This window comes from Kribbella sp. NPDC050820, from assembly GCF_040653975.1.
In the GTDB taxonomy this organism is placed as follows: domain Bacteria; phylum Actinomycetota; class Actinomycetes; order Propionibacteriales; family Kribbellaceae; genus Kribbella.
This window is the reverse complement of record NZ_JBFAHB010000029.1, coordinates 62,366-76,715: the sequence shown is the minus strand read 5'-3', so window position 1 is coordinate 76,715 and position 14,350 is coordinate 62,366. Positions and strand designations below refer to the sequence as shown.

Sequence of the window (14,350 nt, the reverse complement as noted above, 5' to 3'; positions counted from 1 at the left end):
ACTCATGCTGGCGATGACTGCGCCTGCGCGAAATTGACTCAACCCGTGGACTCATCCCACACCCTGGGAGCACGCCGCTACGCTCAGTGGGTGGAGGTCCGCATTTGGGGAGGGCTGTGACTCGTCGACGGGTGTTCGATCCAGGCACCGTGCCGGTCTCGTTCTGGAAGAAGGCCGACGTACAGGTCGCGTTGGCACGGCGATAATCGCCGAGCTGTTTCGGAGCTATCTGATCGACTTCGACGATTGCACTCAGACTCAGCTCGCCCTTCTGACCGAGCACGACCGATCATATGTATCCAACTGGATACGGGGCACGCGCCACGGTCAGGTCTCCGACATCAACGTGCTGACGCGCATCGCGGAGGGCCTTCAGATGCCTGACAACGCGCGGATCCTCATGGGTTTGGCACCGGCAGATGCTCTCGTCTCGCCTATCCGCGACGAACGAGAACTCGCAAGGAGCATGGCGGCGCCCGCCGAACCAACTCGCATGCGAGTCGATGGATCTGACTCGTCAAGTGCGCGGATCGCGATTTGCGGCAGCAGAGCGCCTGAGACAAATTCTCGGATCATCGACGCGGCTGTGCGCTCGTTGGCCCGCCTGGTGATGATCCGACGCCTACTCGTCAACCATGGTCCGATCGGCATCGGGATCGAGGTGATCACGCACATCGCGGATCACTATCAACCGCCGGGACTGCGCGGAGCAGTTGCGATCTTCGGCCGCCGCAATGTGATCTTCGACGCCGAGTATGTCGTCATCGTCGGCGGTGGAGGTGGCACCCAAGCAGAGGCGGACCTCGCCATGTCGATGGGCAAGCGAATCCTGCCCCTTGGCGCCAGCGGCGGCACGGCGAAGGCGATCTACCATCAGACTCTCCGAGTTCCTCGGCTCTCGAGCTGGATGGCCGAGGCCACTCGGGCAACGCTCACCGCCTGCGCGGAACTCGACGGCGATGCCGAACCGACTGCGGTCGAGCGAGTGACGGATGATTTCGTGTACATGATCGACAACCTCGTCGAGTCCGAGCAAGGAGATCCGCGTGACTGAGCGCCCTTACGTACTGCTGTCGGTGGCAGCGTCGATCGACGGCTATATCGACGACCCCACAGACGAGCGTCTCCTCCTCTCCAACGACGAGGACTTCGACAGGGTCGACGAGGTACGTGCCGGAGTCGATGCCATCCTCGTCGGCGCCAACACGATCCGCCGGGACAACCCTCGGCTTCTGGTTCGCTCGGACGATCGCCGCAAGCAACGGTCGGATGCCGGCCTGACTGAATCTCCTGTCAAGGTGACCATCAGCGCCAGCGGGGATCTTGATCCCTCGTCGAAATTCTTCAGCACCGGCGACGTGGAGAAGGTGGTCTACGTCCCAACGTCGGCAGTCGACAAGACCACAGAATCCGTCGGCCAGGTCAGCACTGTCGTAGATGCCGGCGCCACGGTCGAGCTTGGCTTCATCCTCGACGACCTCGCCAACCGCGGCATCAAGCGCCTCATGGTCGAGGGCGGCGGAAACATGCATACCCAATTCCTGTCCGCCGACCTCGCCGACGAGATCCACCTCGTCATCGCCCCTTTCTTCGTGGGCGACAGCAATGCTCCCCGATTCGTGGGCGACGCAGCATTCCCGCAAAGCCCCTCTCACCGGATGAACCTCGCCGAGGTCAAGCAAATCGGAGACGTCGTCCTTCTCCGCTACCTGCCGAGGAGCACCAGCGATGTCCAAGCCTGACGATCGCGCTCGGCTCCAACAGGCGATCGACCTCTCCCGATCCTGCCCGCCCTCCCCCACCGCCTTCTGTGTCGGCGCAATCATTGTCAGCCGCGAAGGCGAAATCCTCGCCACCGGCTACTCCCGCGAAACCGACCCCCACGACCACGCCGAAGAAATCGCCCTCATCAAGATCGCCCCCGACGACCCCCGCCTCCGAGCAGCCACCATCTACACCAGCCTCGAGCCCTGCAGCAAGCGAGCCTCTCGCCCTCAGACCTGCACCCAACTAATCCTCGCCGCAGGCATCCCCCGAGTCGTCCTGGCTTGGCGAGAACCCTCCATCTTCGTCGACTGCGAGGGCGTGGAACTACTCGAGGCTGCCGGCGTCGAAGTGACAGAACTCCCCGAGCTCGCAGGAGAGGTTCAACGGATCAACGCTCACCTCGAACACCGCTGAGAAAGTCAACGACGGCTACCCCGGCCGGCTCAGCCTTCTCACCGGGCATTGGTTGACCGCGCGATACCGTTTGCGTGAGGCAACGTTTTCGTGAACGGTGAGTATATCGTGCAGGCGGCCTGGGTCCGGCGCGATGGCCGATCTCGCCAAGAAGTCAACCCACGAGGTCGCCTGTCGGTTCGAAAACGGTCAGTCGGGGCTGTCGGCACAGCAGGATTGGTGAAGCGGTGGCCAGCTCGAGTGCCCTCACCGACTCCACGCTCGAGCATGCCCAGTCCAGCCTGCTCCTCAGGCATCCTGCGCGACTGTGCCGCAGGCTCTACGAATTGGTCACGAGACCACCCGTCATCGAGTCGATGTTGCCAACGAGGCTCACCCGGTCGAGGAAGATATTCCGGTGTTCGCAACTTGTCTCCGGGAGCAGCAAGCAAGCATGGCAGGCAGCCAGATTGAGCCCGTCGGTGCCTGACGGTCCGGACTCACTGCAGACGGGGTCGTTGGAGCACCAACCTGCACGACTCAGTGCTGCGACGAGCGAGTCGGCGAATCGTTGCTCGTCGGCAAGCGCGGCGAGTCCGCCGAGGCTGCCGGCTGCGTCCGAGGAGGCGGTGTAGATAAGGAGACCGGACTGACCTTCCTCTGCGTAGATCCGCTCGCGCAACGAACCGATCGGGTAACCGGCGTCGAGGCTGAGCTCTTGCAGCAGCGCGTGAGCAAGGGAGTGAATCGCGACGAGTCGGGCCGGAGGAGTAGGTACAACCGGTGCGCCCGACTCTGTAGCGCGACGTTGCAGCGATTGCGCGAGAAGCTCATGTCGCTGTTGCGCGAGCGGTTGCTTCTCCCATTTGGAGACGATGTCCTCGACGAGCCGAACGAAGATACCCTCTCCTAGGACCTCCGTGGCAGGCAACCAGTGGAGGTTAGTCTCGCTGAGTCGGGCCAGCCGCGGGTTAGTGGTGTCGGTCGGCATCGGGGTGACACGGGAGAATCCTTGAAGCGCGCGGACCTCGCGCAGTCTGTTCACTCGTGACACCTGTGTGACGAGTGGGCGCACGCGTGCGTCTACATCGACGGCCACGCATTGGAAGGTGTCAAGTGGGCCTGCGTCGTTCCCGTCGACGAGAGCCCGATACTCTTCATCGCGCAGGTCCTTGTCGCTCGGTTGGGTCTTCGTTTCCAGCCCTCTACGTTGGCGGACGACGTCGACAATGCTGCCGACTGTCAGGCCGGGCCTGCCGCCGATCATTCCTGGCAGCGCGTCTGCGAGTGCGCTCTCCGGTAGGTGCTCGAGAACGGCCCAGTACTTGGTGACGAACTGAGCATTCGGGCTGGACCACGGCGGAATCGAGATACTCGATCGCACTGCTCCGAACCATACGTTGGAGGATCCTCGCTGGAGTGCGCGGAGAGGCTTCTCACACAGTTCGTCGGATGCATCGGGAAGCCACGGCCGTCTGCCACCGCATTTCTTGATGTCGCTCAATGCATTTCGGCTGAACGAGCCGTCGAGATCGTGCGCGGGTACACCGCAGGAGCATCTGATGACGATGTCTGCTAGGGAGGAGGACGCGCCTTGCGAATCAAGGGTCATCTGATGGGGGCCGTTGGGCACGTCGGATCCACGATGGATCCACCGGAAATAGGGGAAGTCCTCGATGTGACCATTCTCGCAGCAGGCTACGAAACGTGACGGCGTCAGGTCTCGCACACAGTCCGGGCACTGCATCTTCTTCGCGTCGAACCTCCAGTAATAGTCGAGCCGCCGACAGTCTGGGCAGTAGTGGTAGGCGGGAAAGCGGACGACTGGAATATCTCCGGTCCGCTTTCCGCTTGCGGGCGAGCGGAAGGTGTGTACGCCGAGCGAGCGAGCCAGTCTCGGCTCCTCGACGGTGGGCGACCATTTTTCGTCCCACTGGTCGATCCCGCAGACCATGAAACTCTGGTCGCCGGCAGGGAAGAGCGCACCGACCCCGTAGGTGGTGACTAGTTGGCTTTGCCTCGCCTTGGGCCGGTCAGCGGCTGCCATCGGGCATCTCCTTGCTCTTCTTCGTCGAGATGATCTTCAGGGTGCTCTCCCGGTCGACGTTGCGGAGGCTTGTCAGCGTCGGCCACGGTGGCTCGACCGGCGGGAAGATGACCGCGAGCGGCTCGCCAGTGGACGCGTCCATTACCGAGCTACCGGCGGGAATCATCAGACCCTTGACTTCGTGGCCTTGCAAGGCCCAGCGGGCGTACTGCAGAACCTCTCCCCCGTCGACGGCGTCGCTCCAACTTTCCACCAGGCTCTCGAGCGCCGCCCGGACGGCAGGTGCAGAGTCGGGCTCCAGTTTTGCGGCCCTGGCCACGATGATGTCGACAAGGCGGTCGAACTCATCAGCTTCGACGGGCACGGCAACCGATTTGTCCGCGGCCGCGCCGGGTACGAGGTGACGCGCCAGAATGACAAGCAGTCCGTGCAGCCCACGGTCCAGCGCGCGAAGCGCGAATGGAGTGGCGCCTGTGGCTTCGACCTGCCTGTAGAGCGCTCGATGATAGGAGGTGAACGACTCGTAGTGCGAGAGGTCGCGCGACCGCGAGGCGTTGTAAAGCGTGAACACCAGGCCCGGATATCTACGCCCGACACGGCTGGTCGCCTGAATGTACTCCGAGGTCGTTTGCGGCTGACCCATCACCGCCATCAGGCCGAGGCGGTCGACATCAACACCGACCGAAATCATGTTGGTCGCCAACACGATGTCCGGACTGCCTGGCTCTGTGCACGGTGTCTGAAGTGCTTCGAGTTCGTGCGGGATCTCACTCGACTTCTTGCGTGAGGTCAGCTCACGTGGATCCCGGATCTCTCGTAGCTCGGTTCCGTTCCGTCCAGCCACCACCTTGATGCGGTCCCGTACGTCGTCGATCGACTGGATGTAAGCGGCTCCCAGGACTCGCAGGCTGTTGAAGTAGCCCAGCATCGTCCAATATGCGTCTCTGACCTGGTCAGTGGCGTCGAGATCCTTCGCTCCCTGCAGTAGAGCGGCGTACGTGCGGACGAGCAGGGTCGCGTGACTTGTGCTTGTCGCCATCAACCCGACATATCGTCGGGTTCCTTTCACCTCTGCAGGCGCGTCGACCGCGAAGAAGGAATCCGAGGCGTCGATCCCGGGCGGTGGGAACTGCCGTGCCTCACGGGCGAAGACAGCTGTGACCTGCTTAGAGGCGCGCCTGATCGTCGCCGTCGATGCGACGAGCTTTGGCCGGGCACCCGTCTCACGATCGGTCGCAAGGTGATCTATGGCTGTCTCGTAGAGGCCGACGAGTGTGCCTAGCGGTCCGCTGATCAGGTGGAGCTCATCCTGCACGATGAGGTCAGGTGGTGCGTCGTGCCCCGAGCCGAACAGCCGCCCACTCTGCTCACGCCACGCAAGCATGGCGAACTTGTCGACAGTGCCGATCACGAGAGACGGCCGCTCGCGATAGACGTCGGAGTCGACCAGGTGGACGGGAAGGCCGTCGTGATCGCTGAACCGGCACAACGCGTTGGGACAGCAGACGCCGACACGATCACGGTGGGTGTCGGCCTCATAGTGCTCGGGCCCGAGCCTGGATCCGCACCAGGGGCAGCGCAGCAGCTGTACCGGGTCACCGAGGTCACCAGGCTCCTCACCTCCGCGCCGCTTCTTGATCGCTCTGGCTGCATCGGCAGCGTTGTTCGGTGTGGCACCTTGACCGACCCAGAGACCGATCGAGAAGGGCCTTTTTCCCGCCATGTCCGGGGACGACGTGCGCCAGTCTTCGAGTGCACAGATCAGCCCGGCGGCACGCTCGAACTGCTGCAAGGTAAGTAGCCGCAGGGTGTAGCGCATGATCACGCCTACACCTGCGCCATCGCCGTCCACGCCGGCTCCTCGTAACCGACGGTGGACCAATGTGAAGGCAATCAAACCGAGATAGGCCTCCGTCTTGCCGCCACCGGTCGGGAACCACAGCAGGTCAGCAAGGTCGCGGTCCGGGCCGGTCGGGACTGCAAGTCCTTCGAGGTTGAGAAGGATGAAGGCGAGCTGGAACGGTCGCCAGACGCCAACCACGTCTGTGGGTGGCGTGCTGACTCCGCGGCGGATCATCTCCTGTCGCATCCGCTGCTGTTGCATGGCGAGGTTCATAATCCGGAATGCTCGATTCACCTGCTCGTCGGTGCCGAGCAGCTCGATTCCGCGACGCATGCGCTCGACAGCCACGCTTGCATCGCGAAGATGGCTGCGCGCTGTTTCTGCCTGCAACCCGACTAGTCCGGTGACGTTCTGCTTCTCTTCGGCAATCCACTCCTCGTACCTGTCGACGAGACGCTCCAGTGGCTCGCGAACACCCGGCTCCGCAAGTGCTGTCATGCTCAATGGTTCGACGTCGTCGCGGTCGGCCTGTGCCAGCTGCAGATCATGTTCTGGGAAGAAGGTTGTCTGAACTTCGGTGACGTGCTCACTCTCGATCCATGTGACGGCCACGCCGTGTCCAACTGCAAGGTGGCGCTGCTTGCGGTACAGCAGCTCGCCGCCGCGTTCGTCTGCATCCATGTATTCGAGCAGACGACCGGGGCGCCGGTCGGCCAGCTCACCCTCAATGGCCTGCACGCGGATGTGCGGCCGGAACCAGCACAGAGCATCTGCACGCCCTTTCTCCGGCCGTGTAAAGGTGTTGACCAGCACCAGGGTGACATTGATGACGTGGCCGCGCGCCGGGCGGATGACGATACGCAGAGCGAGACCGTCCGCGATCTTGAGCTCGGTCGGCGACCCGGGGGCGACGCCGATGGTCTCTACGACGGGCCCGATTTGGACTCTTCGCCAGCGGTTGACCCGCTTGGAGTGGACGCGACTCGCGACGCTGTCGCTCGACGTTTCGGCCGCTTCGTTCCGATCGTCGGGCTCATACCTGTCGGCTTCGATCACTACCTTGATCTGACGGGTCGCTTCGGTCAGGCCGAATGTGAGTCCGATTGTCGACGGGTAACGCAGGTGAGCGAATGAGACGCCAGGGTCGAAGTCGCTGTCGGGCGCCGTGCCGCCCTCCTCGTCGGGTATCTCGTTCCCCACCTCGACGATGTCTTGGGAACCCGTCGCAGAGCGGGGGTGCAAGATTCCGACGATGTACCGCTCCAGCGGCTCTTCGGACAGAGTTTCGTCGTCTGCGCCACCGTAGAGATCGGTGACAACTGCCTCGACCATTCGGTCGCGCGCTTCGTACCACGGAGCGAGGTCAGTCATCTGGCGTCGTTCCCTTCCAGTCGATGTTGAGCAGGCCGGCGACGATCGGGGCCAACCGGAGTCCGCGCCGGCCGGCGGATCCCAAGTGAGGGTCGACGACCACTGTGGCAACGCTCTCGACCCGTGCACCGGTCAGGGTCGGCCACGGGCCTTTCTTGACTGTGAGAGTGCCTATCCGGGACGCCAGGTCCTCACCGAACCGCTGCGATGTGTGACCGACTGGGACCCCGCCGTGGAAGACGGTGTAGACAGGCACGGTCAGCGTCGACTCACGTCGGTCGAGCCTGAGCTCGAGGGGGTCACCTGCCGATACTTGAGTGGTCAGGTGCGCTTGCGCGTCTGCAGCTCCGGCGGAGACCGGCGCGATGTCTGCGACACCTATCTCGAAGCCGAACGTCATCCAAGGCTTGTGACCGCCGAGGTACCAACGCTCTTTATGCAGACCGGGTTTGCGGAAGCGACGTACGAATCGGTCATCGGGGCCGTCCGCCCGCGAGATCAGCTGGCGTGCCCTCGTGAGGGACACGAAGCGAGCACGAAGCCGTTCTCCTGGATCGATCGTGTCCTCTAGCCAGTCGTGCCCAGGGAAGTCGACGAGTACGACATTGTCGAACTCGAGGCCTTTTGCGCGGTGAACGGTCGACACCACGAAGGGCGTCGTGGGGTGGTCGATCAGCTCAGGAGTCAGCGGACGTGGACCGCGGAGGCGCTGTGCGAGGCGCAACAGATCGATCTCTGTGCCTTTGCCGACCTCGACTCCGCGGAGTGCGCGCCAGAGGATTACCGGATCGAGCCCCGGACATCGTTCCGCAGTTCGCCTATCGAACTCGCGGCGGGCAATGGTGTCGGTCGACGCGTCACCGAGCAGGCGAGCCACCCAAGCAGCAATCACCTGCTGGTGAGCGCCGCGACGAACCTCGACCGCCGTTCGGGTCCTCAGCGCTCCGGCGACCAGGAGTGCCTGACCGTTCGTGGCCGTGAGGAACGCTGTCCTCCCCTGCCAACGCTTGGAGAGATCGACGACGTCTTCGACGGTACCCACCGGAACCACAGCGGCGTGGAAGTCATCGAGCAAACTCGGGTCTCCTCCGGGCAGAACAGCCGCGCGCAGCATGGCCGCGGCCCTCGTATCGCGGCTCACCGCGCGATACTGGCCGGTCAGGTGCCGGACCTCGGTCTCGGTCAGGGCGGCGACGGATTTCACCAGCTCCGGCGACGTCGTGGTCGAGGGTGGTATGCGCCCGTTGCGGTCCGAGCGGATCTGGAAGTCGTAGATCCCTTGCGCCGGGTCACCGAGCAGGGTGAACCCGGCCCGGGTCGGCAACTGCGCGATGATCGCCAACAGGAAGTCAGCACGCACGCCGACGATATCCTGCACCTCATCAACGACCATATGTTCGAGATCGTCGATACGGCCCCAGCTTTCGTCGCTGAGCAATCGAGTGGCCAGTGCGATGCGCCTGTCGAAGTCGAGACGCCCATGGTCCTCCGTGCTGAGGTCGCGCAGAATCTCTCCAGCCAATGAGTCCATCGTCTGCACGTTGACCGGTCGCGTGCCGACGCGCGTGCGAAGGCGGGCGTCGGCCGCATGAACAGCGGCGTTCGAGAAGCTGATCACCAACATTCCGTCGATCGGATCTACGCCCTCGTCGTCGATGAGGTGCTCGATCAGCGCGGACACGACTTCGGTCTTCCCCGATCCAGGGCCGGCGATCACGATCTGACGCGTGTTGGCGGAGATGTCGACAGCTGCCAGTTGACCGTCGTCGAGTAGCAGCCCGCTCACCGCTTGGTCCACAAGTATTCGAACTCGTTGAAGGCAAGCAAGTCGCCGTACTTCTGGAAGTTGTCGAGCACGTTGACAATCAGGACCTCCTCCGACCCGCCGTTCTTCGGACCTCGAAGACCACGCCCAATCATCTGCTGGTACACGTTCGGGCTGAAAGTCGGTCGCGCCACGTAAACCGCCTGTACCCGAGGGGCATCGAAGCCTTGTGTCAGTACGTTGTAATTCGTCAGTACGCGGATGCGTCCGGCCTTGAACTCGTCGATGTAATGACGACGAGCGGCCGGCTCCGTGTCGGCCGACACGGACATAGCAGGGATCCCACGGTGGGAAAGAAGCGCAGCGAGGACGCGTGCGTTCTCGACCGACGGCGCGAAGGCAAGTATGGTCCAGTGATCAGGTCGGTTGCCGATCGATTCCACGACGCGCATCGTTCGCGTGAGGTTGGTGCCAAGACGTTCGGCGACTGCTGGAGGTAGACGGCGCAACTTCTCGATCTCGGCGATGTCCGACTCGGTCAGCTGGACGTCCGTACCGCCGAGGATCTCGTGTCGCACCTGGGCAAGCACGCCCATGTCCTGCAGCTCCTCGTACGGATCCTCCTTGCGGAAAGCTCCGCGATCGAGCCGATTCGTGCCGTAGCGACCGGCCAGACGCTCGGTCTGTTCCGCGGACGTGCCGCGGAAGGGCGTCGCTGTGAGGCCGATCAGCGGTTTCCGCTCCTCTCTGATTCGCACACGACTGCTGCGGCCGAGCCATTCCAGGACTCGTGTGTACGACGGTGCGATGGAGGCATGAGCTTCGTCGACCACGACAACCGAAGCCTCCCGCAGCCAGTCGTACTCGCCACTCGACCGCGAGGCCAGGGAACTCAGCTTGTCGATCGTGGCGATCACCAACTGGAAGACGCCCGGCTCCTCCGGCACCTCGTTGTTCGCCCAGAGCCGACCGAGCCGCATCGGCATCTGGGGTCCTATGGCCCGCCACACGTAGGTCCAAGTCTCGGCAGCCTGCTCGCACAACTCGTCGGTCTGAGCGATCCACATCAGCGGAACATGCGGCGACACATCCTGTTCACGGACAGCGTTGACAAGCGCCTGAACCGTGACGCGGGTCTTGCCTGCCCCCGTCGGAAGTGACACCATCCCGCGATCGGGGCCCACGCGGCGAAGCAGCCCCGTGATGCGGTCGGTCACGAACTCCTGATAGTCATGTAGCGGATTGAGGGCGGCAGGCCCGTCAATCATCTCGACCGCTGCGCGGCTCCCTCCAGGGAAGCCGGACCATTCGGGCGGGAAGCCGAGCGACGCAACCCACTGCCGTGTCACACGCCGACCTGACCACTCCCGAGGGGGTTCCAATCCGCGATCCTCGAGCGCGGGTCGCAGTTGCTTCAGGATACTGATGCCATGGACGGCGCGGGCGAGGGCTGCAACCTCCTTTGGCATCGCGCCGCCGCGTTCCTTGTCCAGTATTGCAAGAGCCTGGGCCGGCACGCAGCGTCGCAAGGCATCCGAGCCCACGGCCGCTACGAGGCGCGCATCGTCGTCAACCGCTCGCTTGATCTCGTTGCGGAGCTTGTTGGTGGCCGCATGCTCGATCTGTTGAAGAATTTTCGCGATGCCTGCCTGACCGAGATCGAGACCGAGGATGGCGGAGACCTGTGCAAGCTGCAGGTGCGGCGTCGTCGCGGTGACAAGCAGCGTGTCACCGTCTCGGCGAGCGTCGATCGGGTGCGCGACCTGTCCTCGCGGTGTGGCGATCATTTTCACGATACGCCCCGCGGGCTGGAGTTTGAGCTCCTGATCAGCCAGATCGAGATGAAGCTTCAGGGGCGGAAAGAGATCGGTGAGGTAGCTCCATTCACCCGACGTCTCGATGAGGATCTCCTCCTGGAGGAGATCCTTTCCCCTGGGCATCCTCCAAGCGTCGATGAAGCGCTCGGCGTCCTCGGGATCGGGTGCTAGCAAGGCAGGTACCTGGGCCTCGAGCATCGATTCGTACACCGCTGGTTCGTGGGTGACGCCGATGTTCTTGACGTCGACGGACTGGAGGTGCGCGCCGACACGAACGACGAGCCTGTCGCAATCGATGCGCCCCGGGAGCCACGCATAGAAGGCCACACGACGGGAATCGTCATCCGGTCCACGCCAAGTGTCTGCTGTGTCCTTGAGTGCCAACCATTCGTCGGCGGGGAGGTCCTCGGGGTCGGATCTAACTCCTAGTGCCTTGGCCCATTCCTCGGATACCTCGACGGCCGGGAGTGTTTCGGGGTCGACAGCGTCGCTCGCCTGCACGACGGCGGTCGGTCTGCGAATGCCGAACATCGTGGACAGCTGGCCGTGCCTGTAGAGGAACCACGTCTCGGGTGCGATCAGTGCATAGGAGCCGTAGCTCGCGTTGGATGTGTGACGTGCACGCCAAGGGCTCGGCACCGGTCGGGATATGAGGTGTTTGGTTGCTGCAGCAACGCCTTCCGGGCTTAAGGCCATGACGGGGCCTAGCGGCCAAGGCGGAGGCGCACCTCTGGTGCCTGGAGTGACCTGGATCTTCGTGCGATCCGGCTGGCTCGCGTTGCTCGGTTGAGCTTTCACGAAGGCGTCTCGCATCTCCTCCTCGTAGGTGCCGAGCCACGCCTCCCGCGGAGCGTTGTGGCGCCAGACCGGGGCATCAACCGCCCCGAGCTCATGGAGCAGATCCTCGTCGCGAGCGTGGAAACGTGGATCGATCAGCCGCTGACGATCACGGCTACCGTCTTCCGGAATGATCCGACCTGCAAGGTATGCCTGAGCGATTGGAAGCCATGTCCCCGCGGCAGTTCGCACCCGTACGTGAAGCTCGAGCTGCTCGCCGAGATCCTCCGAGAGAATCCTGACCGCAGTGTCCTTCGGGATGTCGCGCAGTACGTTGAAGATGCTCGGCCAGATACTTCCTGGTTCCTTGCGCCCTACCGGCGTCCTGGCCTGTGCGAGCAGCCTGTGAAGTTCTCCGCTCCGGTCCATGACGACAATTCCGAGTCGTCGCAGCGCCTCGCGCACCGCTGGAATCGCAGCCAGTTCGGAATCGACGAAGTCGATGTCCGAAGTCTGATCGCCATCGACACGTACAAAAACCTGCCCTTTGGTCGGCGCCCTGAACTCGCCATCTTCAAGGCGGATGATCTTTGCCTTGCGTACGCCGGCCAGAGCATCGGCGCTCCTGGCGTCACCCGCAGCATCGACATCGTCGACGATGCGTGCTGCCAACAGAATTGCGGCTGATGAGGCCGCGACGGTGCCATCTGTGACCAACGCCTCGAGCCATTCGTCGACACCGGCAGCGATTTCTGCGTCGCTGTTTCCCAAACGATCCGGCAGCATCAACCTGACAATCTTCTTGCGACGCTCAGGACTGCTGTAAGCATTGGGGTGTAGCCACTTGTCAACCGGTGCGCCGTCGACCATGGCCCACTGCGCCAGCCAATCCGCCGGGACGTCGCCGACCCACCTGACCTCCGATGGTTTCTTGAGAACGTTGTTGCCGTCGGGCAACGACGGCACAGTTCGTAGTCGCCGGAAGATCGGTTCGTTGATCTCGCGATCGACCCAGTTGCGGGATTCAAGGCCTCGCGCTGGCATGGCGTCGATGGCCGAAACCGCATCCTCGCTTCCACTCAGGACTTGGATTGCGTCGCTGAACAGCTTCGGCAGCCTGCCAAGAAGCTCCAAGTTGAAGTCGCCCTCGAGCAGCCCAGTTCTGTCGTCGCTCAGTTTCCACGGAGCGTTGATCAACCCCGTCAACGTGGTCTCGAAGTGGGTCGGAAAGTAGGCCCACAGTCTGCCCACCCTGTTGCTTCCCGGCGGAATCGGCAGGGCGTACTGGACCTCGACCTGCTGACGAGCCGCGACATGGCCACCCTCCTCTCGTGCGACCTTGCTCGGATGATGGATCTCGCGGGTCATCGACCAATGGGTCGTCGTTCCACCAGACCGGAGTACCGTGTGGTCCGACATGAGCTCCTGACTTATGCTCCGGTCGCTGGACCTTCCCTTGGAGCCCGGCTTTGCCTTCGGATCGTCTTCCGCCAGGTTCCGTAGCCGGGCGTAAGTGATGTGCGGCGAGAACAGCACGAACTCCGCAGGAAACTGATACAGGCGCTCCGACAGCGAGTGATAGGGAATCGACAGTGGAAGCACGATCACTGTGCTTGCCCACTCCATGAGATCGCGAAGATGCTGGTCTCGCGCACTCCCCTCCGTGTCAGGATCAAGGGTTCGAGCCAGCCGCATCGTCGGATATCGGGGGAAGTTATAGCCAGCATCACTGAGAGTTGCCGCCGCCCAAGCCTTGTCGAACCCGAACGAGACCGTGCGGCTGAAGACTTTCGGGCTGTCTGAGATCGCAAGCACGGACTTGAAGCCGATGCCGAACTTGCCGATCTTCTGGTCGTCCTTCGTGGAGATGTCCGAGGCCATGACCGAGCGGACGCCCTCCTCGTTGAAGGGCTCCCCGTCGTTGCCGACGTACAGGGTGTCCTTGGTGAGGAGCACCTCCACCCGCGAACCGCCACGACGGGCTGCATCGGAGGCGTTCTGCAGCAGCTCCTCAAGCTGCCTGGTGGCGTATCCGCCCTCGGCGACGCGCCTTTCGTTGTTCGCGTCCTGAAGGACACGGCTGGGATCTTCTGCATACACGTTAAGGCAGACGTCCGTCTGTTCTCGCACGACCCTCGCGAGCCTCGTATCGCCGCGCTCCCAACTGCCCACCCGACCTCCAAACAGCGAGGGACCCGCGCCGGCCCGAAATCTGCGCTGGTCCAGATTGCAGATTTTAGATCAAGCCGCTTACAGAACCTGAAGGCTTGCGGAAGACGTGTGCCAACTCCGGCAACGATCGCCCCAAATGGTCAGCAGCCGCTCCGTGCGACCTCGCAAACTCGGCGAGGCCTGCGTTCAGCGCTGGCGACGACATGCTTCCTCCTGGGCTTCGACGACTTCAGGACACTGTGCTTCGAGACCGTCGATTGCGCCACTTCATCGAGGCCCCGGCAGCTATATCGCGCTCAAGAACCAAACGTTACGTACGGTCACCCAGATCTCTCTCGGTAGCCAAGGCTCCGAGGACACGCCTGAGCGCCGCATCCGGATGCTCGTGTTCCCAGATC

General features: G+C 63.1%; 7 protein-coding genes. 3 read left to right on the top strand and 4 right to left on the bottom strand.

Going from position 1 to position 14,350, the window contains the following annotated elements; translation table 11 throughout:
• Nucleotides 1-346: 346 nt before the first annotated feature.
• Genes AB0H36_RS24125 through AB0H36_RS24115 form a run of 3 tightly spaced genes read left to right on the top strand, consistent with a single transcriptional unit; the run spans nt 347 to nt 2,181 of the window.
• Nucleotides 347-1,054, top strand: a complete 708-nt coding sequence (locus AB0H36_RS24125) for a hypothetical protein (RefSeq protein ID WP_360527448.1) — start codon at nt 347-349, stop codon at nt 1,052-1,054.
• On the top strand, nt 1,047-1,742 hold the full coding sequence (locus AB0H36_RS24120) for a dihydrofolate reductase family protein (RefSeq protein ID WP_360527445.1): 696 nt from the start codon (nt 1,047-1,049) through the stop codon (nt 1,740-1,742). Before AB0H36_RS24125 ends, AB0H36_RS24120 begins: the two co-directional genes overlap by 8 nt.
• The gene (locus AB0H36_RS24115) at nt 1,729-2,181 is read left to right on the top strand and encodes a deaminase (RefSeq protein ID WP_360527442.1); all 453 of its coding nucleotides are present in this window, start codon (nt 1,729-1,731) and stop codon (nt 2,179-2,181) included. Before AB0H36_RS24120 ends, AB0H36_RS24115 begins: the two co-directional genes overlap by 14 nt.
• A 319-nt stretch (nt 2,182-2,500) precedes the next feature.
• Here the strand turns inward: AB0H36_RS24115 and AB0H36_RS24110 are convergent, their stop codons facing one another.
• From AB0H36_RS24110 to AB0H36_RS24095, 4 genes are read right to left on the bottom strand one after another with little or no spacing between them, the layout of a single operon-like run.
• Entirely contained in the window at nt 2,501-4,207 is a 1,707-nt protein-coding gene (locus AB0H36_RS24110) for a DUF1998 domain-containing protein (RefSeq protein ID WP_360527439.1), read from the bottom strand.
• The gene (locus tag AB0H36_RS24105) at nt 4,194-7,421 is read right to left on the bottom strand and encodes a helicase-related protein (RefSeq protein ID WP_360527436.1); all 3,228 of its coding nucleotides are present in this window, start codon (nt 7,419-7,421) and stop codon (nt 4,194-4,196) included. Before AB0H36_RS24105 ends, AB0H36_RS24110 begins: the two co-directional genes overlap by 14 nt.
• On the bottom strand, nt 7,414-9,207 hold the full coding sequence (locus tag AB0H36_RS24100) for a UvrD-helicase domain-containing protein (protein WP_360527433.1): 1,794 nt from the start codon (nt 9,205-9,207) through the stop codon (nt 7,414-7,416). Before AB0H36_RS24100 ends, AB0H36_RS24105 begins: the two co-directional genes overlap by 8 nt.
• A complete protein-coding gene (locus tag AB0H36_RS24095) occupies nt 9,204-13,952 on the bottom strand; it encodes a DEAD/DEAH box helicase family protein (RefSeq protein ID WP_360527430.1) in 4,749 nt (1,582 codons plus the stop codon). Before AB0H36_RS24095 ends, AB0H36_RS24100 begins: the two co-directional genes overlap by 4 nt.
• Nucleotides 13,953-14,350 lie beyond the last annotated feature (398 nt).

Excerpts from the sequence above, each read along its gene's own strand:
- AB0H36_RS24115 (WP_360527442.1), top strand. The coding sequence starts at position 1,729 with ATGTCCAAGCCTGACGATCGCGCTCGGCTCCAACAGGCGATCGACCTC.
- AB0H36_RS24110 (WP_360527439.1), bottom strand. The coding sequence starts at position 4,207 with ATGGCAGCCGCTGACCGGCCCAAGGCGAGGCAAAGCCAACTAGTCACC.
- AB0H36_RS24105 (WP_360527436.1), bottom strand. The coding sequence starts at position 7,421 with ATGACTGACCTCGCTCCGTGGTACGAAGCGCGCGACCGAATGGTCGAG.